Source organism: Neobacillus sp. DHD-1R (genome assembly GCF_057747995.1).
Window position 1 is genome coordinate 1,250,895 of record NZ_CM173232.1, and the last position, 26,118, is coordinate 1,277,012.

Below are 26,118 nucleotides of genomic sequence, written 5' to 3' on the forward strand. Positions count from 1 at the left end.
CAACACAAATTTTTTTAGTAATAGTGTTCATTATAATGAACAAAACCAGAGTTAGAGAAGGTGGAAACAAATTGAGGGATACAATTCAAAAAATAGGGGTTCTGTTAAATAAAAGAGATAAGAAAAAATTATTGTTGCTTTTTATGATGATGATCCTTGCAGCTATATTTGAAACGGTAGGAATTGGATTAATCGTTCCTTTTGTTGGAATTGTAACCAATCCTACTATTATTCAGAAGCAATCATTTTTATCAAATGTATACCAATTGTTAAATTTTCAATCAACCAATACGTTTATTTTGTTTGCTGTGGTCTGCTTACTCACAGTATATATTGTTAAGAATGCTTATTTATTATTTTTCTATTCGGTACAATATAGAGTCATTTTGAATCAAAAAGTAAAACTATCCAGAACGATGTTTAAGTTGTACTTAACAAAACCTTATACGTTTCATTTGCAGCGGAATTCCGCTGAATTATTAAGGAATGTAAACGGAGAAGTAGCAAAGGTATTTGATGGTATTTTATTAGCAAGTTTTCAATTGCTAACGGAGATATTAATCATGACTTTTATACTTACTTTATTAATTGTTACTGCGCCATTAGCCACGCTTACATCCGGTATTTTATTGGGGGGAAGTGTTCTTTTATTCTTTAAGATCTTTCGAAACAAGATTACTCATTTAGGAATAGAAAACCAAAGAGTAAGTCGTGAGATGATTAAGTGGGTAAATCAAGGATTAGGGGCAAGTAAAGAAATCAAGGTTTCGGGAAAAGAAAGTTACTTTGTGAAATCGTACGCTAAGCAAAGTCAGATTATGGCGAATAATACCATTTATAAAAATACGCTAGATCAAATTCCTAGGCTATTTATCGAGACCTTATTAGTATCAGTTGTCCTTATTACGATGGTCATTATTGTGTTTCAAGGTACAGAGACATCTACATTAGTGGCTACCATGTCACTATTTGCTATGGCAGCATTTCGATTAATGCCTTCTATTAATAGAATAGTCGCCACCATAACCTCCATTCGATTTAGCCAGCCGGCATTGACAGTAGTCTATAATGATTTAATTAAAGATAATAACGGCAAGAATCCAATTGAAGAAGATGTAATCATTGAGTTTAAACATGAAAAACTAAATAATGATGAGAAAATATTCCATAATTCAATTAGATTAGAAAATGTATATTTTCGTTATCCAAATCAAAAAGAGTATTCCATTAAAAATTTATCCTTAACCATTCCGATTGGACATTCTGTTGCGTTCATTGGAACTTCTGGTGCGGGCAAAACAACTATTGTTGATATTATATTAGGCCTATTCGAACCTGAGAAGGGCCGGATAGTAGTTGATGGGAAAGATCTAAATGAACTGATGCCAATATGGAAAAATAAGATTGGCTATATTCCACAATCCATTTATTTATCAGATGAAACCATTCGGAACAATGTGGCTTTTGGAATAAATGATCAGGACATTGATGATTTTGCTGTTCAAAAGGCAATTGAAGATGCACAGCTAAAGGATTTTATTGATACTCTCCCTGAAGGAATAAATACTGTCGTAGGTGAAAGAGGAGTTAGACTCTCAGGGGGACAACGGCAACGTATTGGGATTGCTAGAGCATTGTATCATAACCCGGAAATTATCTTTTTAGATGAAGCAACATCTGCATTAGATAACGAGACAGAAAAAGAGATTATGAGGGCAATTGATGGTCTAAAGGGTGAAAAGACATTAATCATCATTGCACATAGATTGAGCACAATTGAAAACTGTGACATTGTTTTTAAAGTAGATAATGGAAAATTAATATCAGCAGATAATAAACTTAGACAGTCGATGTAAGTACCGTAATAGTTTAGAAAGGAGGAAAAAGATGCTTCCGAAAATCAGTGTGGTAATACCGGTCTATAATGTTGAAAATTATTTACACCGCTGTGTTGATAGTATACTAAATCAATCATTTCAAGATTTTGAAATTATATTAATTAACGACGGTTCCAAAGATAATTCTGGTCAAATATGTGATGATTATGCCCAAAAAGATAAACGGATTAAAGTTATCCACAAAAAAAATGCTAGAGTTTCAGCAGCCAGAAATGACGGAATTAAAATTGCAAAAGGAAAGTACTTAAGTTTTATTGACTCGGATGATTGGATTGAACCTGAGATGTACCAGGAGATGGTTCACAAAGCTGAAGAATTAGATCTTGATTTTATTATGTGTGATTACAAAAAAAAATCAAACAATTATGAAGATAAACGAACACAACCTATTCGAGGAGGGTATTATTCAAAAGATGAAATAAAGAATGAGCTGTTCCACTGCTTAATCATGTTCGATCATATCGAATTTCCACCAACTATATCAAACTGGGTTTGTTTATTTAATTTAAATTTCCTTAAAAGAAACAATTTATACTATGACGAAGATATACACTACTGTGAAGATTCAATTCTAGGCTCGAAGATAATGTATCATGCAGCAAGTTTCTACTATTTAAAAAATCATTATTACTACAACTACTTTTACAATTCTGCTTCAACGACGAATACATTTCATGAAAATAAATGGCATACTTACCTTAAAATAAACGAAAGATTAAATCAGTATTTTGGAAAAAATATAGAATTTGATTTTTCTAGGCAAATTAAAATAAATATGTTGTATTTTACATTGAATACGTTAGGGCAAGTAAAATATTATGGGTACGAACAAAGTGAAAAAATAAATAGGATTAAAGAAATTATGTATCACCCAAAAGTCACAAAAATATTTGAGGACTTTAAATTACCAAGTATCTCTTGGAAGATGAAAGTTACGGTACTTCTAATAAAATATAAAATGGTTAAATTATACAGTTTGTTAGTGCTCAATAGAAGATCAAGACCTGTGCATTTTACTGATAAAATACTGAATAAATAGCAATAAGAAGAAAAATTCATTGTTAGATTGAGAGGTGAAATTTTGAAAAAGAAACTTTTGATTGTAAATGGTCATTTAAAGGTAGGCGGGGTTGAGAACTCGCTTATAAATGTGCTAAAAAGTATAGATTTTAATTATTATGACCTCGATTTGATCTTATTTGAAGAACTTGGTGATTATGCTAAGGAGGTCCCTAAAGAAGTAAATATTATCTACTTTGATTTATCAAAAACCTATGGACCATTTATCCAGTGTATTTTTACAAACATAAGAAAAAGGAATTGGTTCGCACTTTGTCTCAGAATTATATTCTTACTAGAGAAAATAATCGGAGTTAAGGCATTATATCTTGCTAAGCCCCTTTTTAATTTGTATAAAAATTATGACTGCGCTATAGCATATCGGATGGGAATTTGCACTGATTTTGTTGGATATATCATTAACAGTAAAAACAAGATTACTTGGTGGCATCATGGAGCATACGATTATTCGAAAAATGAAACAAAACGTTGGATGAAAGTATTCAAAAACTTTAACAAAATAATAGCAGTTTCGAACAGTAGCAAAGAATTGCTGATAAACAATATTAATGGGATCCATAACAAAATCATTGTCATACCAAACATTATTAACGTTGCAGAAATCCGGGACAAAGCAAATGAAAGAATTAGTCATGACATTAATTTTAATCAAAATCTAACCCTAGTGAGCGTAGGTAGATTATCACCTGAGAAGGGAATGATTAATTGTGTTCATGCTTGCAAAAAGTTGGTAGACAGCGGGTACAACTTAAAATGGTATCTTATTGGTGAAGGTGTACAACGAAGTGAAATTGAGAGATGTATTAAACGTTATAAATTAGAAAATAGCATTTATTTAATAGGTTCTATCAACAATCCTTATCCATATATTAAAAATGCATTTATTTATGTTCATCCATCTCTTGTTGAATCTTTATCAATTACAGTCTTGGAAGCTTTAGCTTTAAATACACCTGTAATTGTTGCAAGGTCAATGGGACCAGAAGAGTTTATTCGTCAAAAAGAAAATGGTTTACTTGTTGAACCAACCCCTGATGGCCTTTTTAAAGGGATTTTAACTTTAATAAATGATAAACAAATCTATAATCAATTAAAAAATGATAAGAGTGATGTTTTAAAAAATTATAGTCCGAAAGTTGTTATGGATAAAGTTTATGACTTAATTGAGGTTGTGTAGATTATGAACAGTTCAGTATCAAATTTTTTCCAGCGATTTTTTCGTACTGATTATATGATCGCATATAGATTTATTAGTCATGACACAGGAATGTTAGATAATAATAATAGAACTGAATTTACCGCTTTTAAAAATAACATTAAATACTGGTATGCAGATCCGTTACTTTATAAAAGAAGCGGGAAAGTCTATATGTTTTATGAAGCTTATAATAAGAAAAAAAGCCTTGGAGAAATAGGAGTAGCCACAGTTATTAACAATAGAGTTGTGGATCAACAAATTATAATAAACGAACCCTTTCACATGTCGTACCCATTTGTTTTTGATTTTAATAACAAAATCTATATGATGCCCGAAACCTCATCAATAAAAAAATTATTGTTATATGAATCGGTGAGTTTTCCATATGAATGGAAACTTAGCAAAGTGCTATTGGATGATATTGAATTATCTGATGCAACAATTTTAAAACTCAAGGATAAACTATATATTTTTGTTTCAAAAGTATTGTGCTTTAGTCCATATAGTGATGAATTATTATTATATTCAGTTGATAATGAATTTAAATTAATACCACATAAGAGCAACCCAATCATAACTGATAATGAATTTACGAGGCCAGCTGGAAGAATATTTGAGCAAAATAGTAAGTTAATTAGGGTATCTCAGGATTGTTCAAATGGTGGATATGGTAAAGCAATAAAATTCAATGAAATTATAAGTATATCAGAAAATTCCTATCAAGAAAAAAATATCTCAACAATCTTACCTGACGATATTCCTATAAAATTTTATAAAAAATTAACTGGGACCCATACGTATGGTAGGTGTGATAACTTTGAAGTAATTGATGTAAGATATTCAGTTTTTGATATTAAAAAACTATTAACCTTCCTTTTTAAACTACCTTATAAGTTCATTAAGAAATCAATCGTAGTAGCAATAAAATCCAGCGGATAGATTAGTTTACAACTCAAGGAGTATAGCATGATTAAGAAATATAAAAATATAATAAATTTAGCCTTATATAGAATAACAAGACTAATAAAAATTAATCTATTTCCTCTATCACAAAATGCTGCAACTTTAATAAAGTTTAAAAATAAACATTTTCACAAGAGATGTTTTATTATTGGCAATGGTCCAAGTTTGAAAGCTAAAGACCTAGATAAACTGAAACATGAAATTACATTTGCCTTCAATCGAATTTACTATTTATTCGATCAAACAGATTGGCGCCCTACATATTACTGCTCTGAAGATGAAAAAACAATTTTAAAAAGTAAAGAAGAAATAGATAATTTAAAGATAGAAAATAAGTTTTTCCCTGTTAATTTCCCATGGGATTACAAGATTAATTTTCAAAATGCAATCTATTATATCTTTAAATTAAGTGACAGCAAAGTCGAACCCAAGTTTTCTGAAGACATTGTTAAAGGTATATACTGGGGTAATACCGTAGCCTATACCGCAATACAAATGGCAGTTTATATGGGAATTAAAGAGATTTATCTTTTAGGTGTTGATCATCATTTTAGTAAAATGGAAAACGATAAAGGAGAAATAATAATTGATAAGACGGCCAAAGACTATTTTACTGAAAAGTATAATACTGACAAAGAGGAATTATATATTCCCAATATTGAAATCTCAACTAGAGCATTTATAGCAGCAAAAAAATATACAGATGAACATAATATAAAAATATATAATGCAACTCGTGGAGGCAAATTAGAAGTCTTTGAGAGAGTGAATTTTGATAAAATAATTTTTTAGAAAGTGTGGTATAAGTATGAGAATAGTTGGTGTAATCCCTGCTAGAGGCGGTTCTTCAAGATTTAATAATAAACCATTAGCAAATATTCTAGGAAAACCAATGGTTTGGTGGGTTTATCAACATTCTAAAGAAGTTGAATGTTTTGATGAGGTTTATATTGCAACTGAGAGTGAAAAAATTAAAAGCGTATGCGAAGGATTTGGTGCAAAAGTCATCATGACCTCAAAAGAGCATGAAACTGCAACAGAAAGGCTTTATGAAGTTTCGCAACGAATAGATGCTGATCTTTATGTAATGGTAAATGGTGACGAGCCAGCTATAGAAGCCAAAGATATTGTAAAATGTATTCCGTCTAATTTAAATAAAGAAGATTTTTATGTATCTAATCTTATGACAGATTTTACTGATCCAGTGGAGGTTGTCGATACCTCTAATTTAAAAATTGTAACGAATAAAGATGGGATTTGTCTATTCATTTCTCGGAGCCCTATTCCATTCCCTAAAGGTGGTATGAACTATTCATATCAGAAATTTGTTGGCGTAGGAGCATTTACTAAAAAGGCTCTTCAATACTATCACGAAACACCACGTGGACCAATTGAGAAAATTGAAGAGAACGATTCTTTTCGATTTATTGAAAATAGGAAAGATATATATTATATAAACGCACATTGTAAAACAATTTCAGTTGATACACCCAAAGATATTGAAAAAGTGGAAGAGTACATGAAGGAAAGTGGGAAGGTTCCAACAATGATGTTTGTAAAAGGTTGAAATAGTATGGGGAGGAGGAAATCAAAATGAAAACAATAAAAGTTGGTAACATAACAATAGATAACACTATGTTTACTTTAATTGCAGGTCCTTGTGTAATCGAATCAGAAGCACAGGTGATGGAAGTGGCTACAAGAATGAAAGACATCACAGGACTACTTGGTATTCCTTTTATTTTTAAGTCATCGTTCGATAAAGCGAACAGGACGTCCGTTTCAGCGTTCAGAGGTCCTGGGATAAATGAGGGTCTTCATATTCTTAAGAAGGTTAAAGATGAGTTAGGAATACCTATAGTAACAGATATTCATGAACCATACCAAGCAAGGGCTGCTGCTGAAGTTGTTGATATGCTTCAAATACCTGCTTTTCTATGCAGACAAACAGATTTATTAGTAGAAGCAGCTAAAACTGGGTTACCAGTTAACATTAAAAAGGCACAGTTTTTATCTGCAAAGGATATGAAAAATGTTATTACAAAAGTAGAAGAATCAGGTAACGAAAACATTCTTTTATGCGAACGAGGTAACACATTTGGTTATAACAATTTAGTTGTTGATATGATCAACATTATTGAAATGAAAAAGTTCGGCTATCCTGTTGTTTTTGATGCAACACACAGCGTTCAAAAACCAGGCGGCAACGGCACTTCGACTGGTGGAAATCGAGAGTATGTGGAACATTTAGCAAAAGCGGCTATAGCAGTTGGTGCAGATGCTTTATTTATGGAAGTGCATGAAAATCCTGATAATGCTAAGTCCGATGGCCCTAATATGGTGAAACTTGATGAGATCGAAGTCATGCTTAAAAAACTTATTAAAATATTTAAGGCGGTGCGTGATGTTGAATCAATTAGATATTCTCATTGAATCAAAAAAGGAACATCAAATTGATATTCTATCTGAATCGAGGTTTGTTTTTGAAACTGAGGTAAATGCTATAAATCTTGTAAAAGATGCTTTGGATGAAAGCTTTGTAAGTATAGTAAAACTCATTTCCAATTGTACCGGCAAAGTTATTGTTACAGGAATGGGTAAACCTGGTCATGTTTCGAGGAAAATAGCTGCAACAATGTCGAGTCTAGGAACATCAGCGTTTTTCCTTCATCCTGCTGAAGCTTTGCATGGTGACTTGGGAATGATTTCGGCAAATGATATTGTCATAGCTATTAGTTTTAGTGGAGAAAGTGAAGAGATCACAAGAATTCTACCAAATATAAAAATAATAGGTGCAACATTAATTGGAATCTCTGGTAATCCTAATTCATCACTTGTTAAGTACAGTGATTACTCTTTTGTATTTCCTAAATTTAAGGAAGCATGTTCAATGGACTTGGCACCTACATCAAGTACTACAGTTGAAATGGTTTTGGGAGATGCATTAGCAGTTTGTCTATCAAAAATTTATGGTTTTCATGAGCATAATTACGCATTGTATCATCCAGCAGGATCCCTTGGTAAAAAACTCCTAATAAAAGTGAATGATATTATGCATTCAGGAGATAAAAATGCAGTTGTAAAAGCTGGAACCAAGTTAAAAGACGCTATCGTTGAGATGAGCACGAAAGCGATCGGAATTATTAATATTGTAAGTATTAACAATGAATTACTTGGCGTCTTTACGGATGGTGATTTAAGGAAAACATTTACAAGAGAAGTAAATGTTTACGATTTGTCAGTAGATGATGTAATGGTAAAAACACCAAAATATATTGATTCTGATATGCTCGCTGTAGATGCATTAAAGATGATGAAAGTTAACAATATCTCTGCATTGCCTGTTATTAATGATCATAAACTGGTTGGAACTGTAAGGGTTAACGATATTTTTGGAGTGGGTATAGTCATATGATGATCAATAAGGATTTATCAAAAATTAAAATGCTTGTTATGGATGTTGATGGTACTTTAACTGATGGGAAAATTTATGTTGGTGAGAATGGTGAGGTTTTTAAAGCGTTTAATGTAAAAGATGGCTATCGTTTAATAAATATTGAAAAGTATAATATTAAACCAGTTATCATTACAGGGAAAAGATCGGAAATATTAGCAAAACGTGCTGCTGAACTAAAAATTGAGGAAGTTCATCAAGGAATTGAAGATAAGTTAAATGTTTTGGAGGAGATAATTAGTAGGTACGAATTAACCTATGAAAATGTTGCTTATATCGGTGACGATGTAAATGACCTTGAATGTATGAAAGTATGCTACTTAAAAGCTTGTCCAGCAGATGCAGTTGATGAAGTTATTGATGAAGTAGATTATATATGCAAATCTATTGGTGGAAATGGTGCTGTTCGAGAATTTATTGATTTAATAATAAAGAGAGGATAAATATGTCCAGTTCTTCAAATAACAATGCTATCGATGTAACAAAATTTATATGCGCAATATTGGTAGTTATTATTCATGCACCACCCTTACTATCATATAGCGAAACTGCCAATTTTATATTTGTGGAGATTATTGCAAGAATAGCTGTACCGTTCTTTTTTGTATGTGCTGGTTATTTCTTTTTTAATAAGATTAATCTGAAAAACGGAAGGATTGAAAGAAATACTAGCGATTTAAAGAAATATATCTTGCATTTAATAAATTTATATATTTTTTGGACATTATTTTATCTAATATGGTGGATACCGTTTTGGTATCAGGGTGTTTTTTTTACTTTAGCCAATTTTAAGGGTTATGTATTAAGTATTTTTATAACTGGAAGTTATTATCATATGTGGTATATTGTTGCACTGATATATGGAATGATATTTTCTTTTTTCATATTAAGATTTGTCCCAGTTAAGCTAGTAATCGGAATTGCAGTTATTTTTTATTTAGTTGGGACATTTGCATATTCATATTCTTGGATTGTAAGTGGGAACTTGCTTATTCAATTTTTAATTAAATTGTATGACCATCTTAGTTCAATAAGTGTGGGATTATTAAGGACATTTCCTTATCTGATGATGGGGTTCGTTTTTTCAAAGTATAGAATAAAAATAAACACCACTTTGAGTGGAATTTTAAGCGTTGTAGGCATTTTTTTACTTGGATTGGAAGTATGGTTACTAAAAACGTCTGGAAATTCTTCTAAATTCTCAAATGTATTATTAACAGGAATTACTGTATTTTTTATTTTTAATTTGGTAAGTAAAAGTAAACTTAAAAACAATATATGTTATCCATTATTGAGGAAAATAAGTTCCGTAATTTATTTTGTACATCCTATGTTCATAAATATAAATGGATTGATTTTAACACATTATTTTAACACTGATAATTCAGCTATTTTGTTTATTTCCGTATTAGTATGTTCTCTGTTGTTTAGTATAGGGTTCATTAAACTATCAAAATCCAATCATTTTTATAACTTAAAGTCTGTATATTGAGGTGAGAAAAATAATACCTTTAATATCAATAATAGTACCAGTATATAATGTTGAAAATTACATTCACCGCTGCATTGATAGTATACTGGCACAAACATTTTCTGATTTTGAATTAATTTTAATTGATGACGGATCAACAGATATGAGCGGCAGGATCTGTGATAATTATGCTGAAAAGGATAGCAGAATTAAGGTTATTCACATAAATAATGGTGGGGTCTCAAATGCACGAAATAAAGGAATTATAATTGCTCAAGGCGATTATCTGATGTTCTGTGATAGTGATGACTATGTTGAAATCAATTGGTGTAGTCAACTTTATAAGGCTATTAAAGAAGGTGAAAAGGTTTTACCGATAAGTGGAATTAGGTTTGTTTATAAGATTAGGGAAAAGAAGGAAATCATAAAGGCTTTTCCTGAAAAAGTTTCTTTTGATAAAGAGAAGTATTTTGAAACATATAAAAAAGGTCTATCAGGTAGTTTATGTTGCAAAATATATGCCAGAAAAATAATCGTCGAAAACTCTATTTATTTTGACGTAAATGTAAATAGGGGGGAAGATTTACTTTTTAACCTCGCGTATATGAGTCATATGGATTCGTTTGTTTCCATCCCCTCAGTTACTTATAATTACGTTCACTCGAATGAATACAGCTTAATGAATAGTTATCGTAGAGATTTATTTGATATTGCTGTTATGGTTTATTCCGCATGGACCGATTATTTTAAACAAAATATCGTCGATAGGGAACAATATGGGGAATTTGCAACGTATTACTATTTGAATTTTTTGAAAATATTTAAGAATACTTTTGATGAACGAAATAAGGATAAATTAATTAAAAAATTAAAATATAACAATCAAATTCTAAATTCAAGAGAATTCATTGAGTGTATAAAATTGGCAGATACATCAAAAGAAGATAAGAAATATATAAAGTTATTAAAAACAAATAATTATTATTTTATTTGGTTTTTTGAACAGATGATTAGAGTAAAAAAATATATTATGGATATCAAACGTTATTCATTCCAAAGTTATTTTAAAAAGAGTTGATTGAGTTTATGACGTAAGCAATAAAACTAATAGGGAGTAAAGAAACATGAAGAAATTATTATTGAAAATATATTATATATTTCTTGATTTTAAAAAAAATCTCAGGGTTTTACCCAATAAATTAGTTTCAAAAGTTGTAAAGCCTCCCATTGTTAGATCAACAGATGAAACGTTGAACAAAATAATAAATGATAAGTGTTCTGTGAGCCGCTATGGAAATGGAGAATTTAATATTATGTTTAAGGGAGAGCAGTTCTTCCAGGAATATAATAACGATTTGAGTTTACGATTAATAGAAGTTATAAGCTCACAAAGGAAAGATCATATCGTGTGTATACCTGATGTTTTTAGTAATGTCGATAGGTTTACTGATAGAGCAAAAAATTTTTGGTATAAATATTTAAATTCCTACAGAATTAAAATATATAGTAAGTTAGACAAGAAGAAGGTCTATTATGACGCAATGGTGACTCGTTTATATATTGACTATAAAGATAAAAGTAAAGCAGAAGAGCGCTTTTTTAGATTTAAAAAGATCTGGGATGATAGGGAAATTATTCTAGTTGAAGGAGAACAAAGTAGATTAGGAGCTGGTAATAATTTATTTAGTAATGCAAAATCATTAAAAAGAATATTATGTCCCGCTGAAAATGCATTTGCAAAATATGAGGAAATTTTAAATACGGTTAAAAAGTACGATACCTCAAAATTAATACTTCTTGCTCTTGGACCTACAGCAACAGTATTGGCATACGATCTATCTAGAATGGGTTACCAAGCTGTTGATATTGGAAATGTCGATATAGAGTATGAATGGTTTTTAAAAAGAACTCAAGTTAAAACCCCTGTTAAACATAAGTATACTGGTGAAGTTGCCAATGGAACAAAAGTTGAAAAATTGCATAATCCAGAGTATGAAAATGAAATCCTGGCTCAAATCCTTTAATAAGCAGTAGGACTTATGGCAAAGCAATAAGGGAGGAACAGAAAGAGTGAGCAGTAAGTTAGTAAATACAATTAAGAAGGTAAAGTTCCGGTATTCCCCGTATAGGCATGACTGGTACTATGGAAGCATTATTAATAAAATGGAAAAAAATCTTGAGATATTCAAATTGAATTCAAACAAAAACACACCTTATTTAAGTAAACCAGGTATTTCGTTTTCTTTTGATGATAGTTTTAGAGTTAAACATTGGTACAAATATGGAAAAGAATTATTCGGGTATTATGATGTCAAAGCAACTTTTAATATTAATGCATTCCACCATTTTGAAGGTCAAAGAGAGCACAATCAAGAGGAAATAGACATGCTGCTAGATTTACAAGCAAACGGTCATGAAATTGCACACCATGGATATAACCATCAAAATGCAAAAGGTTATTCCGATGAAAAAGGTTTATCAGGTTGGTTAGAAGAAGATATTAAACCTTTGTTTACCTGGATGGAAAATCAGTCACATTCAAAAACGAAAGAAAAATTTAAAAAACCAGTAACCTACGCATTTCCATACTCTCATTATAATGAAGATAATATTAAGGAATTAGTGCCAAAATATTTTAAAATCGTTAGAGGACATTTAACTGAAGATAACTTAATTGCATTTAATTATACTGGACTTGCGCCTTCAATACGAGTAGATAGCAATTTTCTAACTGATGTTAAGTATATTAAAAGAATAATGAAATTGTCTAAGAAAACAGGAAATAATTTAATTTTTATGTGCCATTCACTAATTCCAGAAGAAATTGACTGGAAGGATTTTGGCTGGGGTAAAGACTCGAAGGCAGCTGGAGAATGGAGAATTTCACCCAAAGTAATTAAAGAAATTATTGATGAAGCCAAAAAGCTGGATTTGGAATTTTATACATCTGCTGAAATAGCTGGTGTCGCGACCTTTATAGACAAAAATTTGGAAAGTTGTGTTAGGGAATACATCTCAAATCCTGATGATCCATGGATCTCTATTTCAGAATTAAGCATGATAAGAGAATTAGATTTAAGTGGTAAAAATATTTCTAATTTGGACGGTATGCAATATTTCATAAATCTTGAAAGACTTAACTTAAAGGATAATAATATTTCAGATTTTAGGATTTTAGAGACACTTAACAAATTGAAGGTTTTGGATCATACCAACAATCCATAAGTAAAAGTAAAAATTATTAAGTTTAATTTCAAAATATTAAAAAAATTAAAAATATAAGTAAATTAGTGAGTGAAGGGAATCTTAATTTATGGATGCTAAAATTAGTATTATTGTCCCGATATATAATGTTGAACCATACCTACGTAAATGTGTGGAATCAATACTAGCACAATCATACACTAACATTGAACTAATACTTGTAAATGATGGTTCACCTGATAGATGTGGGGGAATATGTGATGAATATGCAAAAAAGGATAATAGAATAAAAGTAATTCACAAAGAAAATGGAGGTCTCTCATCTGCAAGGAATGCAGGTCTTGATATTGCTTCAGGAGATTTAATAAGTTTTATTGATGGTGATGATTTTATTGATAAGGACATGTACGAGACATTGTATAAAATTTTAATTGCGAACAACGCAGACGTGGTGGAGTGTAGTTTTAGGATTGTAAAAAGTAGCAATTTACAACCATTAGAAACTAACAAAATTATTGATGGAAGAATAGAGAGCGGAGATAATTTATTTGCATTGAAAAAATTATTAGAACATCCTATAAGGAATGTTGCATGGGGTAAATTGTATAAAATGGAACTTTTTGATGATCTGAGATATCCAGACAAGTTATACGAGGATGGCTTTCTTACATATAAAATATTTTATAAATTAAAAAAGTATATATTTGTCGCACTGGATAAATACAACTACATTCAAAGAGAAGATAGTATTATGGGACAACAAAAAAACTATACATTAAGAAATTTGGATGGGCTAGAAGTTCAAGAAGAAAGGTACCAATTTCTAAAGAAAAGAACAAATAATTTAAGCATTCTCATTTTAGCAGAATTCCTTTTATTCAATCAAATTATGTTCCACTATAAAATGATCAAAAAATACAAGGAAGAAATTGATCCAAATAAGAAATATAGAAAAATGTTGAAAAATAAAATTATTCAAGACTACGCTAGTTTTTTAACAAACGATAGATTGAGTAAATATAAAAATTTAATAAGATTTTCAAAACTTAATTTTACTCTTTTTGATTACCTTTTTTCTAAATACAAAATTTATCTCTACTACTTTGAGTTGATTGGGATAATAAAATATCATTTTAAAAAAATATCAAAGATTAAGAAGTTACTCCCAAAATAATCCATGAAGAAATAATTGTTAATTAAGATGAGTAAATGGGCATTTAAAAGGAATAGCTATCTAATTTGGTTAATTTTTAAAAAGCACTTTAAAGATTATTATTATATGGGAGAATGTCGAAGTGTACAAATATATAAAAAAAACTGCAAAAAAAGTCTATAATTCAGCAAATTTAATACTGGTTAATATTGTTTATAACTTTTCGAGATTTAATATTCCAATTACGAATAATAACTACAGAATATTTAAATTGAAAAACAAATATAATGGCAAACGTTGCTTTATTATTGGAAATGGTCCAAGTTTGAAGCCTGAGGATTTAGAGAGACTGAAAGGTGAAATTACATTTGCATCTAATAAAATATATAAAATTTTTAATCAAACTACATGGAGACCAACTTTTTATATGGTCGTAGATTCAATAGTTTTAGAAGAGAATGTAAAAGATATAAATTTAGTTGAAGCAAAGACAAAATTGACTTTAAAGTGTTATAAACAATTGTTTAATGCTGATGTATATTTTAATAATAACCTTAATAAAAACAAATACGGAAGTTTTTCAACTAATATAATGGAATCTTTATACTCGTCAGGTACTGTTTCATATCATCTACTTCAAATAGCTCATTACTTGGGGTTTTCAGAAGTATATTTACTTGGGCATGATTACAATTTCAAAGGCGCAGTTTCGAAAACAAAAGATTTATTATTCCTTAAAAAAGAGGATAATTCACAAATTTATTTTAGTGAAGATTACATTAGAGCAGATGAAAAGAAGGCAGGCCAGGCCCCTGAAGAAATGTATAATGGAATGGAAAAAGCGAAATTTGTGTATGAAAATTCAGGAAGAAAAATTTATAATGCAACTCGGGTTTCTTACTTGGATGTTTTTGAACTCAGGAATTTTGATAATTTATTTGGAGATAAGAATGAAGAAAATGATCAAGGAATAATTGGATATTTATAAGGTAATATAAATTTTTTTCGTAATTTTGACATAAAAAAATAGTGTAAATTTATTTCATCATCATAATATTATAGTTTTTTAGATTGTTCGTTGTAATGAATATTAAGCCTGCGTATCTATTAATTTATATGGTTCACAGAGAATGATAATTGGGAATACATCGAATATAAAGTCTACTCTATTTATTTTTGACTAAACGTTCTATTTAACGAACAAATATAAAAAATGGGATTTTTGTGATATAAGATAGCACCTTCTGCATTACGATGCAGCTGTTTTCATAATTTTTTATTGATATGAAAGATTTGAAGAAATGAGAGAATCATGTAATAAAATGAAAAAACTATTTTAGGGGGATATTGTGCAAATACACATGATGGATTTAAAGAATCAATTAAAGAAAATAAATGATGTAATACCAAAAGGAGCAAAAGTTTGTTATTTTGACTATCCTGTACATAATAACATTGGAGACATGCTTATTTGGAAAGGCACTGAACAATTCTTTAAAGATTGTAAGATACGTGTTGTAAAAAGATTTAGCCATCATCTTATAGATTATCTGTTAAAAAAACAAGATAAATTAATAGAAGTGCAAAAAGAAACAATTATAGTGTGTCATGGGGGAGGGAATTTTGGTGATTTATATTCTGTTCATCAAAACTCAAGGAAATTACTTGTCGAAAAATTCCCAAATAATCGTATCGTCATTCTCCCACAATCAATTTATTATGAAAATAAACAAAAAATGCAAGAAGATTTTGATGTTTTTCGTAAACATAAAGATTTGCACCTTTACGTTAGAGATAAAAAAAGTTACTTGGTAGCTAGTAAATATCTTAAAAATGTATATTTGTGTCAGGATATGGCGCACGCTTTGTACCCTATTACCAATAAAAATACGAACAATGTAAACTGTTTATATTTTTTTAGAAGAGATAAAGAACGATTAGATTCACAAATCATAAATACAGAGAATGTAAATGAGTTTGATTGGCATCTCTTATTTTCGAAATTAGATAATAAAATATATAGATTACTTAGAAGGGCCCATCGATCATATAAGATACAAAAAATTATTTCTCCTACCCTATTATCAAAATTTTGGTTTATATTCATAAGTCATATGATAAACAAAGCCGTAAATTTTTTTAATGGTTATCAAACTATTATTACTTCACGATTACATGGCCATATATTAGCGTGTTTAATGAATAAAGAAAATAAACTAATGGATAATTCTTATGGGAAAAATTCAAGTTACTATGAAAGTTGGACGAATCCTATTGATATCGCACAGTTGATTAAGGAACCTTTTGAAATTACACAGTAATCAAAATTATGGCCATAAACTAAAGACTTATTAAAAAAGATTTTAAAGGATCTATTTTATAATCATAATTTTAGTTAATTTTTATTGGGATATTGTCAGAGGTATTAAATTGATAATGATTTTTTACCGATAATTCAGTTTAAAATGGAGGTAATATCAGTGAATTATATAGATGGAATAAATATTTTGAAACCGGTCAAATTCGAAAATACAGTAAAAGTAGACTTTACTGTTCCAAATTTTATTGAAAAGTTTTTCAAAGACCAAAGTTTTTATGCTGAATATGACAGCAATATAAATATAAATAATATTCCAAATAGCATTCTGGTAATACCCTTATTGGCTAATATTTTGCCAGTTGCATGGTTTGGCGGTGTGAATGTATATGTCGATGAAATAGATGAAAAATTTTACAACATAATTCCTAATATTCAAATAGGTCTTAAAAATTTATATCCAAGAGTAAAAATGGAGGGTAAACTAATTGCTAAAAAGCTAATAAAAAATGAAATAAAGGAATCAGGTAAAAGTGCTCAGCTTTTTAGTGGGGGAATAGACTCACTTGCAACATATATAAGAAGGATTGGTGAAAAACCAACTTTGGTTACAATATGGGGGGCAGATGTAAATTTAAATGACATAGATTCTTGGGAAAAGGTAAAAAACTATAACACTAAAATAGCAAATGAATTGGAAACAGGAGCAGTTTTTATTAAGTCAAATTTTACTTTATTTTTAAATACAAGAGCCCTTGGAGACGAATATGGTCACTTGATAAATGGATTTCATTGGTGGGCAGGTGTACAGCATGGATTTGGATTAGTGGGTTTATGTTCTCCAATAACTTATGGTAAAGAAATTTCAACATTCTACATTCCAGCCTCTGATACCGCTGAAATTAATATTCCATGGGGGTCACACCCTTCAATTGACAATGAAATTAAATGGGCTAATACAGAAGTTGTTCATGAAAGTTATGACTTAAGTAGACAGGGGAAAATAAGTTTAATTTCTAGATTTATTAAAAAGAATAAGGATGACTTGCAAATCCGTGTTTGTTGGCAGGCAAATCATAATGGCGGAAATTGCAGTAAATGTGAAAAGTGTTGTAGAACAATTGTGGGATTATTAGTGGAAGGCATTGACCCAAATTTTCATGGATTTAAAATAACTGAAAATTTCTTTTCACATGTAAAAAACAATATTATTAAAGGATTTTGGTCTAATTCTAAGGATGATGATATGCCTTATTGGAAGGATATACAAAAAAGCATACCCCAAAATATACAAATGATTGATGACAGCCATAGGGATTTTTTATTTTGGCTAAAAAAATACAATTTTGATAAACATAATAAGCCCTCATTTCTTACTAAAATCGGACTGAATATTGGAAGATTTTTACCTGCATTCTCAAAAAAATTCATCAAAAAAATCATTGGTTTAAATATTCTTACGTACCTACTAAAAATTGATTTTCTGATCAACAATTTAAATATTATCTAAAATTTATTTATTAGTTCCCTCTATATCACTTTTACGAAGAACCAATGATAAAGTTAACTGTTCTTTTAATAAAATATTGTTGACTTCATGTCCTTGAGATAATATGATAAACACATCAATTTGTTCTATATAAAGAACAAATCAAATGCTGGGATATTTTTTAATACTGGATGGAGGAGAGATACTGTTTAGTAAAAAATCCTTTTGTTTTATTCTAGATTAATTGTTCTATTCAGTGAACGGATAATTTGATGTGTGATGGTAGGTATTGCCCTAGGTGATTTAGATATAACTGAAACTAAATCTTAGACTTGGTTCCAGTTAAGGAGAGTTTAGAAGATGAAAATTCTTGTATTAGCTAATTTCGGGCTAGGTTTGTATAACTTTAGAAAAGAATTATTACAAGAACTAATATACCAACAACATGAGGTTTATATTTCACTGCCAAGTGATGAGTATGTACCAAAGCTAAAAAGTTTAGGATGCCAATTTGTAGAGACGCAATTGGAACGACGTGGAACGAATCCCATTAAGGACGGAAAGCTTTTGTTCCACTACATAAAAATAATCAAACGAATGAAACCAGATGTGGTTCTAACCTATACGATTAAGCCGAATGTTTATGGCGGCCTTGCCTGTAGGTTAACTCGAACACCCTATCTTACAAACATAACCGGGCTAGGAACATCCCTTGAAAACAAAGGGAACATCCAGAAAATTACATTGATGCTTTATAAGACAGGATTGAAAAATGCATCCTGTTTATTTTTCCAAAATGAAACGAATCTAACATTCTTTTTAGATAAAGAGATTGTCAAGAGTAAGACTAGATTAAGATTAATTCCTGGCTCGGGTGTTAACCTAGGTCATCATCCTCTTGAGGAATATCCCGAAGAAAATGAGCAGCATAGATTCCTTTTTATTGGCCGGATGATGAAAGCAAAGGGGATAGAGGAACTACTAAAGGCAGCAAAAATTGTGAAAGAAAAATACCCAAATACACAATTTGATTTAATTGGCAGCTGTGAAGAAGATTATAATCAACACTTAGCTGAATTAAATAAAGCAGGAATTATTAATTATCACGGCCAGCAGGATGATGTCCATTCTTTTATTAAGAAATCTCATGCAACCATCCTTCCTTCCTACCATGAAGGAACGGCTAATGTACTCCTAGAATCTGCCTCATCGGGCCGTGCAGTGTTGGCTTCAAGAGTACCAGGCTGTAAAGAAACGTTTGATGAAAATCTAAGTGGTTTTGGTTTTGAGGTCAAGAGTGTTGATAGTTTAGTTGATGCAATTATTAAATTTATTAATCTCCCATATAGGCAAAAAAAAGCAATGGGAATAGCTGGGCGTAAAAAGATGGAGACGGAATATGATCGGAAAATTGTGATTAATGCTTATTTAGATGAAATTAACAATTTATAGGGAGAAATGAGTATGAACTTATTTGAAAAGATTGTTAACAGGGAAGTAAAAGTATCATTAATCGGACTTGGCTATGTTGGTATGCCCATTGCTGTTTCTTTTGCTAAGAAGGTTGAGGTAGTAGGATTTGATGTGAATGATGAAAAAATAGAACTTTATAAAAATGGGATAGACCCAACAAAAGAAGTAGGAAATGAAGTCATTAAAAATACAACGGTTGACTTTACATCAGATGAAAGAAGGCTAAGAGAGGCAAAATTTCACATTGTGGCGGTGCCTACACCTGTAAAGGAAGATCGCACACCGGATTTAACACCGGTGAAGTCCGCGAGCAGAACGCTTGGTAGAAACTTAACCAAAGGTTCAATTGTAGTCTTCGAATCTACTGTTTATCCAGGAGTTACTGAAGATATATGTGTTCCTATTTTGGAAAAAGAATCTGGATTAAAGTGTGGAATAGATTTTAAAGTGGGCTATTCTCCGGAAAGAATTAACCCTGGAGATCAAGAACATAGACTCGAAACGATCATTAAGGTAGTTTCTGGGATGGATAAAGAGACGCTTGATATTGTGGCAAAAGTGTACGAATTAGTCGTGGATGTCGGGGTGTATAAAGCGGAAAGCATTAAAGTAGCTGAAGCGGCAAAGGTTATCGAAAATTCCCAGCGAGATATTAATATTGCTTTTATGAACGAACTTTCGATCATTTTTAATAAGATGGGAATTGATACAAAAGCAGTTCTGGAAACAGCAGGAACGAAATGGAATTTTCTTAACTTCTCTCCAGGTCTTGTCGGTGGCCACTGTATAGGTGTGGATCCCTACTACCTTACCTACAAGGCAGAACAAATGGGCTATTATTCTCAGATTATCCTCTCAGGAAGAAAAATAAATGATGATATGGGTAAGTATGTGGCTGAGAGTACAGTAAAGAACATGATAAAGGCCAATAAACAGATAAATGGCTCAAAGGTAGCTATCTTTGGTGTTACCTTTAAAGAAAATTGTCCAGATGTTCGAAATACAAAGGTAGTAGATGTCATCAAAGAATTAGAAGAGTACGGAGTAGAAGTAAAGGTTATTGACCCTCTTGCGGATAGAGATGATCTTTGGCAGGAATATCGAATTAATCCATGTGAGGTACACGAGATAAAAGACATGGACGCAGTGATCTTTGCTGTACCACATGATGAGTTTAAGTCCATTAAGTTGGAAGACGTAAAAAAGATGTTCAGATCCTCAAAGCAAATGCATATAAATGCTGAAGCCATGAATGAAGTTGCTGCCTCATCTGAGATGAGCCTAGTTGTTCAAAACCATCATGTATTAATGGACATCAAGGGAGTATTTAATCGAATAGAAGCAGAGAATTCGGGCTTTGTATATTGGAGGCTATAAAGTGGGATATGAAAAAATAACATTTCCTGAGGGATCTAAATTTTTAGTAACTGGATCAGCAGGATTTATTGGGTCAAATTTAGTGGAAGCCATATTGGAACTGGGTTATCAAGTTAGAGGCCTAGATAATTTTTCAACGGGAAAAAAAGAAAATGTAGAGCAGTTTATCAATCATCCTAACTATGAATTCATGGAAGGAGATATTTGTGAACGGGAAACATGCATGAAGGCCTGTGAAGGCGTGGATTATGTCCTCCATCAAGCTGCGTGGGGGAGCGTTCCAAGAAGTATAGAGATGCCTTTGGTTTATGAAGAAATTAATATAAAAGGTACTTTAAATATGATGGAAGCAGCCAGGCAAACTGGTGTGAAAAAGTTTGTTTATGCCTCAAGTTCATCCGTGTACGGAGATGAGCCAAATCTTCCGAAGAAAGAGGGAAAAGAAGGAAATTTGTTATCACCATATGCCCTTACCAAAAAGGTAGACGAAGAATATGGGAAACTTTATACAAAGCTATATGGACTTGATACGTATGGATTACGATATTTTAATGTCTTTGGCAAAAGACAAGATCCTGATGGGGCATATGCTGCAGTGATTCCTAAATTTATAAAACAATTGCTACATGATGAAAGGCCAACTATTAATGGTGATGGGAAGCAAAGCAGGGATTTTACTTATATAGAAAATGTCATTGAGGCAAATTTGAAGGCTTGTATGGCAAAAAGTGAAGCGGCAGGGCAGGCGTATAATATTGCCTACGGGGGAAGGGAGTTTTTGATTGACATCTATACTTATTTGTTGAATGCATTAGGAAAAGATATTCACCCCCTATTTGGACCTGCTAGAAATGGCGACATTAAGCATAGTAATGCTGATATTTCTAAGGCAAAAGAGATGCTAGGGTATGAACCAGATTGGAGCTTTGAGCGAGGGATTGAAGCAGCGATAGATTGGTATAAGGAAAATTTGGATGTTGAAGCAGGAATTAGTTTTTTGTAGGAGGGGAGGGAATGGATAAGCCTATTAGAGTTCTTCACGTTGTAGTGAATATGAACCGAGGCGGTGCTGAAACGCTGATTATGAATTTATATAGGAACATAGACCGATCCATAGTTCAATTCGATTTTCTAACGTGTAGAGAAGGGGTTTTTGATAGTGAAATCAATGAACTTGGTGGCACGATACATCGGATTCCCTATATTAATGAAGTAGGGCATTTTGGATATATGAAATCTCTTAATGATTTCTTCTCTAATCATAACGACTATATAATTGTACATTCACATCTAAATCAGATGAGTGGACTTGTAGTTAGAACGGCAAAGAAAAATGGAATTAAGTATTGTATTTCTCATAGTCATAATACTGGTGGAGAGGGAGGAATACTTGCTAAGGGATATAAATGGTATTCTGGATTATTTATTCCTTCCCATTCTGATTATACTTTTGCTTGTTCACAAGCAGCAGCCAAGTGGTTATTTGGAAGTAAATCGCATAAGGCAAAGTTACTTAATAATGGAATAGAACCGGAAATGTTCCATTACTCTCCTGAAGTTAGGATGATGAAAAGGACAGAATTAGGCCTAAGTGATAACCAACTTGTGATCGGGCATGTAGGGAGATTTACAAAACAAAAAAATCACAAATTTTTAATTGAAGTGTTTGCAGAATTTGTTAAAAGAAGACCTGATTCCACTTTATTATTATGTGGTGACGGTGTGTTAAGGCAAGACATTGAAAATAGAGTAAATGAATTAAATATACAAGACAAGGTAATGTTCCTTGGGGTTAGAAGTGACATTAATCAATTGCTTCAAGCACTTGACCTTTTTGTATTTCCGTCTCTTCATGAAGGTTTACCAGTCACGCTTATAGAGGCCCAGGCAGCGGGAATTCCTTGTTTCATATCGGATCAGATTTCAGACGAAGTGGACATGGGGTTAGACTTAATGAAATTTTTGAACATAACGAGTCGGGATATATGGGTTGCGGAATTAGAGAAATTCCAAGTCGAACCAAATAATCGTCAAAGCTCCAAACTCCATCTGCTAAGAGAGAGAGGATATGATATCAAGAGTACCGTGTCATGGCTTCAAAATTTTTATATATCGAACTCGAGGTGATCCTTCTTGCCGATCCTAACTATATTTACCCCAACATATAATCGGGCCTATATCCTTCCTAAATGTTATGAGAGCCTTAAAAGACAAACAAACAAGGAATTTATTTGGTTAATCATTGATGATGGTTCTTCTGACGACACGGAAGATTTAGTTAAAACTTGGATAGCAGAAAATGTTATTTCGATTCGATATTACAGTCAGCATAACCAAGGTATGCATGGGGCTCATAATACGGCCTATAATTTAATAGATACAGAGTTAAATGTTTGCATAGACAGTGATGATTATATGCCGGACGATGCTGTTGAAAAAATAGTGTCTTTTTGGAAACAAAATGGTAGTGAGAAGATCGGTGGTTTAATTGGCCTTGATTGCGATGCCAGTGGGGAAGTCATTGGAACAGAACTGCCAAGGGATCTTAAAACCTCGACCTTATTTAGCTTATATAATAAACACGGAGTAAAAGGGGATAAAAAGTTAGTCTATCGCACTGAACTAACTAAGAAATATCCCTACCCGATTTATCAAAATGAAAAATTAGTTCCTCTTTCATATAAATATTACATGTTAGACCAAGAATATGAACTGCTGCTAATGAATGAAGCGGTATGTTGTGTGGAGTATCTGCCAGATGGATCATCAAAGAACATATTAAAACAATATACAGTGAGTCCAAAGGGCTTTAGATTTTATCGAATGGAAATGATGAAATTACCAAACACTCCATTACAATTCAAATTTAAGCAGGCCATCCATTATGTATCCTGTAGCATTTTTGCAGAAAGTAAAGATGTTTTAAGGCGTTCACCACAAAAACTATTGACACTAATTGCTTTACCATTTGGTATTGTACTAAATAAATATATTATATCTAAGGTGACAGAAAAGTAATTCAATACGATATAATTGTGTTTTTTTGTCGAATGGTTGTTCTTTAAAAAGAATTTAAAATACGTTATATTTAACTATATATTTAATAAATGTATTATTATCCTCTTACTACATAGTAAAGGTTTATTTTTTGGTTTGTTCGTTCTATAAAAAGAACGTTAGTAAGGAGGTGAGTAAATGATTGCTGAAAAGGTTTATAAAAAACCAACAGTCCTAAGCCATCGAAAAATCCTATTTGAAACAAGGCATAGCTGGAATCCTGGAAAAGGGAAAAGTCCCGATTCTAACGGAAATGGTGGAATCCACTTCCCACCAGGAAACCCAAATCCACAGCCATGTGGTGCAGGAACCCCGGGGAATGGAAGTGGTAAGGGTAATGGTAAAGGGAATGGAAATATAGGGGTCGGCCAGTGTAATCCAAATGTAAATCCATAGTTTGAATGGGAACGGGAAGATTAATAGGATAAGGTCTACTTCCCCTTCCATCTATTTATATATGCAATTCTTCCAAAGGAGGTCAGTATGATGGGATTTTTAACAGAAATTGGCGACCATTACATACAGATCGATTGTAAATCGGAAATCCTGAATCCATTTTTCAGGAAAAATTTTCATCTCCACGGAGGGTCAGCAAGCCTGGAGCCCAATCTTTTCATCAACATAAAAGATGGCTATGGGGTTCCGTTCTTAAACTATGAAGTTGAAATCACCAATCAAGTAAATAAAATTACCTATCGCAGAGCTGACTACCAAATTGAAGTAGATTCAGGGTACACATCTGCTAATATATCAGTTTATGATGAATTAGCTTTAAAACATGCCTTAACAAACCTGTATAGTTCTTTCATTGTTCATCATAATTGGGGATTGTTGCTGCACTCCTCCTGTGCCATCGAAAATGGTAAGGCCCACATTTTTGCAGGGCAATCAGGTGCCGGTAAATCGACCGCTGCAAAGCTTTCGTATCCACGTTTTCTCCTTTCTGATGAGGCCACACTGTTAAAAATTACTTCCACCGGTGTCACCATCTTTAATTCACCTTTCCGAAGTGAACTGGAGGCAGAGCCATTTGATGGGATGGTAGAACTAGCAAGTATTCAACTTCTTCACCAAGCCCTTCAAAATAAAAGAGTGAGGTCACTTAAGTCTGATGCACTTCTTCACTTAATGGATAAAGTGTTTTTTTGGCCTCAGAACCAGGAAGAAACCAGGACCATTTTAAAACTTATCACCATGCTTGTGAAACAGGTACCAGTATATGAACTTTATTTTCAAAAAAATAACACTTTTTGGGAGTTAATATCATGAATCAGTTTATTCAAACAGGGAATTGTGAAGCGACCGAATTGGATGGGGAATGGATTATTTTAAATGCCGATCAATGCACCATTACTAAGTTGAATGAGGTAGGCGGTCATTGTTGGACAATGCTGAAGGAAAATCAAACAGTTGAGTCGCTTGTGCAAACATTGGTGAAGAAATTTCCAGTTAATGAAAACAAGGAGCAGGTAACAAACGATATCGAAGAATTTTTAGAAAATCTCGTTCAGTGTGGGTTGATTTCTTATGCTGATTGATATTCATACCTTTACACTGCTAAAAAAAGTAATTAACAAGGATGGCTGGCTGGAGCTTCCCGCATTTGGAAATAGTATGTACCCTTTTATCAAACAAGGGAATACATGTCGGTTTATTCCGTGTAAACCCTCCGTATTAAAAAAGGGTGATGTCGTTTTGTATTATTCACAAACAGGCCAATTAATTGCCCATCGATTTGTCGAAACAACAAAAGAAAAGGATCGTTTGTTTTTTATATTAAAAGGTGATACAAACCTGGGCTTCGATTCTCCCATTGAAGAACATTGGATTCTTGGCAAGCTTGTTAGCGTACAAAAAAAACAAGTAAAGATAACCACAGATCATGTCCTATCCCGTGTATGGGGGAAATTAATCCTTTCTCTGCCATTCCTCTCAGGTATGTTACGGAACTATTTAAACAAGAAGTTAAAACTACAATATTAAT

Annotated in this window: 26 protein-coding genes; all 26 read left to right on the forward strand. The window is 31.9% G+C overall.

Annotation, left to right across the window (positions count from 1 at the left end; translation table 11 throughout):
* Positions 1-71 precede the first annotated feature (71 nt).
* The 26 genes from AC3ANL_RS05885 to AC3ANL_RS06010 all read left to right on the forward strand — a co-directional run bounded on the left by AC3ANL_RS05885 (position 72) and on the right by AC3ANL_RS06010 (position 26,117).
* The gene (locus tag AC3ANL_RS05885; RefSeq protein ID WP_488328323.1) at positions 72-1,856 is read left to right on the forward strand and encodes an ABC transporter ATP-binding protein; all 1,785 of its coding nucleotides are present in this window, start codon (positions 72-74) and stop codon (positions 1,854-1,856) included.
* Positions 1,857-1,887: 31 nt separating this feature from the next.
* Entirely contained in the window at positions 1,888-2,937 is a 1,050-nt protein-coding gene (locus AC3ANL_RS05890) for a glycosyltransferase family 2 protein (protein ID WP_488328324.1), read from the forward strand.
* A gap of 42 nt (positions 2,938-2,979) precedes the next feature.
* A complete protein-coding gene (locus AC3ANL_RS05895; RefSeq protein ID WP_488328325.1) occupies positions 2,980-4,155 on the forward strand; it encodes a glycosyltransferase in 1,176 nt (391 codons plus the stop codon).
* 3 nt (positions 4,156-4,158) lie between these two features.
* Positions 4,159-5,115 carry a glucosamine inositolphosphorylceramide transferase family protein gene (locus AC3ANL_RS05900; protein WP_488328326.1) on the forward strand — a complete coding sequence of 319 codons (957 nt, stop codon included), beginning with the start codon at positions 4,159-4,161 and terminating at the stop codon, positions 5,113-5,115.
* 27 nt (positions 5,116-5,142) lie between these two features.
* Positions 5,143-5,931 carry a 6-hydroxymethylpterin diphosphokinase MptE-like protein gene (locus AC3ANL_RS05905; RefSeq protein ID WP_488328327.1) on the forward strand — a complete coding sequence of 263 codons (789 nt, stop codon included), beginning with the start codon at positions 5,143-5,145 and terminating at the stop codon, positions 5,929-5,931.
* A 16-nt stretch (positions 5,932-5,947) separates the two neighbouring features.
* The gene (locus AC3ANL_RS05910; RefSeq protein ID WP_488328328.1) at positions 5,948-6,706 is read left to right on the forward strand and encodes a 3-deoxy-manno-octulosonate cytidylyltransferase; all 759 of its coding nucleotides are present in this window, start codon (positions 5,948-5,950) and stop codon (positions 6,704-6,706) included.
* A gap of 26 nt (positions 6,707-6,732) precedes the next feature.
* Positions 6,733-7,572, forward strand: a complete 840-nt coding sequence (gene kdsA, locus AC3ANL_RS05915; RefSeq protein ID WP_488328329.1) for a 3-deoxy-8-phosphooctulonate synthase — start codon at positions 6,733-6,735, stop codon at positions 7,570-7,572.
* Complete coding sequence (locus AC3ANL_RS05920) at positions 7,544-8,554, forward strand: KpsF/GutQ family sugar-phosphate isomerase (RefSeq protein ID WP_488328330.1); 1,011 nt, start codon at positions 7,544-7,546, stop codon at positions 8,552-8,554. The genes kdsA and AC3ANL_RS05920 overlap by 29 nt, the downstream gene beginning before the upstream one ends.
* Entirely contained in the window at positions 8,551-9,036 is a 486-nt protein-coding gene (locus tag AC3ANL_RS05925) for a KdsC family phosphatase (protein WP_488328331.1), read from the forward strand. The genes AC3ANL_RS05920 and AC3ANL_RS05925 overlap by 4 nt, the downstream gene beginning before the upstream one ends.
* 2 nt (positions 9,037-9,038) lie before the next feature.
* On the forward strand, positions 9,039-10,085 hold the full coding sequence (locus AC3ANL_RS05930; protein WP_488328332.1) for an acyltransferase family protein: 1,047 nt from the start codon (positions 9,039-9,041) through the stop codon (positions 10,083-10,085).
* A 1-nt stretch (position 10,086) separates the two neighbouring features.
* Positions 10,087-11,142, forward strand: coding sequence for a glycosyltransferase family 2 protein (locus tag AC3ANL_RS05935; protein ID WP_488328333.1), 1,056 nt, complete (start codon positions 10,087-10,089; stop codon positions 11,140-11,142).
* A gap of 46 nt (positions 11,143-11,188) precedes the next feature.
* The gene (locus AC3ANL_RS05940; RefSeq protein WP_488328334.1) at positions 11,189-12,088 is read left to right on the forward strand and encodes an SP_1767 family glycosyltransferase; all 900 of its coding nucleotides are present in this window, start codon (positions 11,189-11,191) and stop codon (positions 12,086-12,088) included.
* A 46-nt stretch (positions 12,089-12,134) separates the two neighbouring features.
* Positions 12,135-13,289, forward strand: a complete 1,155-nt coding sequence (locus tag AC3ANL_RS05945) for a polysaccharide deacetylase family protein (RefSeq protein ID WP_488328335.1) — start codon at positions 12,135-12,137, stop codon at positions 13,287-13,289.
* An 88-nt stretch (positions 13,290-13,377) separates the two neighbouring features.
* The gene (locus AC3ANL_RS05950) at positions 13,378-14,442 is read left to right on the forward strand and encodes a glycosyltransferase family 2 protein (protein WP_488328336.1); all 1,065 of its coding nucleotides are present in this window, start codon (positions 13,378-13,380) and stop codon (positions 14,440-14,442) included.
* Positions 14,443-14,563: 121 nt separating this feature from the next.
* Complete coding sequence (locus AC3ANL_RS05955; RefSeq protein WP_488328337.1) at positions 14,564-15,409, forward strand: 6-hydroxymethylpterin diphosphokinase MptE-like protein; 846 nt, start codon at positions 14,564-14,566, stop codon at positions 15,407-15,409.
* A gap of 361 nt (positions 15,410-15,770) precedes the next feature.
* Complete coding sequence (locus AC3ANL_RS05960) at positions 15,771-16,742, forward strand: polysaccharide pyruvyl transferase family protein (protein WP_488328338.1); 972 nt, start codon at positions 15,771-15,773, stop codon at positions 16,740-16,742.
* Between the two features lie 159 nt (positions 16,743-16,901).
* Positions 16,902-18,248: a hypothetical protein gene (locus AC3ANL_RS05965; RefSeq protein ID WP_488328339.1), complete on the forward strand. Its 1,347-nt coding sequence runs from the start codon at positions 16,902-16,904 to the stop codon at positions 18,246-18,248.
* Between the two features lie 339 nt (positions 18,249-18,587).
* Entirely contained in the window at positions 18,588-19,679 is a 1,092-nt protein-coding gene (locus AC3ANL_RS05970) for a glycosyltransferase family 4 protein (RefSeq protein WP_488328340.1), read from the forward strand.
* 12 nt (positions 19,680-19,691) lie between these two features.
* Complete coding sequence (locus AC3ANL_RS05975; protein ID WP_488328341.1) at positions 19,692-21,077, forward strand: nucleotide sugar dehydrogenase; 1,386 nt, start codon at positions 19,692-19,694, stop codon at positions 21,075-21,077.
* Position 21,078: 1 nt separating this feature from the next.
* On the forward strand, positions 21,079-22,080 hold the full coding sequence (locus AC3ANL_RS05980) for an SDR family oxidoreductase (protein ID WP_488328342.1): 1,002 nt from the start codon (positions 21,079-21,081) through the stop codon (positions 22,078-22,080).
* A gap of 11 nt (positions 22,081-22,091) precedes the next feature.
* The gene (locus AC3ANL_RS05985) at positions 22,092-23,204 is read left to right on the forward strand and encodes a glycosyltransferase family 1 protein (RefSeq protein ID WP_488328343.1); all 1,113 of its coding nucleotides are present in this window, start codon (positions 22,092-22,094) and stop codon (positions 23,202-23,204) included.
* A gap of 6 nt (positions 23,205-23,210) precedes the next feature.
* Positions 23,211-24,095 carry a glycosyltransferase family 2 protein gene (locus AC3ANL_RS05990; protein ID WP_488328344.1) on the forward strand — a complete coding sequence of 295 codons (885 nt, stop codon included), beginning with the start codon at positions 23,211-23,213 and terminating at the stop codon, positions 24,093-24,095.
* Positions 24,096-24,272: 177 nt separating this feature from the next.
* A complete protein-coding gene (locus AC3ANL_RS05995) occupies positions 24,273-24,530 on the forward strand; it encodes a hypothetical protein (protein WP_488328345.1) in 258 nt (85 codons plus the stop codon).
* An 87-nt stretch (positions 24,531-24,617) separates the two neighbouring features.
* Positions 24,618-25,403: a hypothetical protein gene (locus AC3ANL_RS06000; RefSeq protein WP_488328346.1), complete on the forward strand. Its 786-nt coding sequence runs from the start codon at positions 24,618-24,620 to the stop codon at positions 25,401-25,403.
* Positions 25,400-25,672: a PqqD family protein gene (locus tag AC3ANL_RS06005; protein WP_488328347.1), complete on the forward strand. Its 273-nt coding sequence runs from the start codon at positions 25,400-25,402 to the stop codon at positions 25,670-25,672. The genes AC3ANL_RS06000 and AC3ANL_RS06005 overlap by 4 nt, the downstream gene beginning before the upstream one ends.
* Entirely contained in the window at positions 25,662-26,117 is a 456-nt protein-coding gene (locus AC3ANL_RS06010) for a signal peptidase I (protein WP_488328348.1), read from the forward strand. The genes AC3ANL_RS06005 and AC3ANL_RS06010 overlap by 11 nt, the downstream gene beginning before the upstream one ends.
* Position 26,118: the final 1 nt, after the last annotated feature.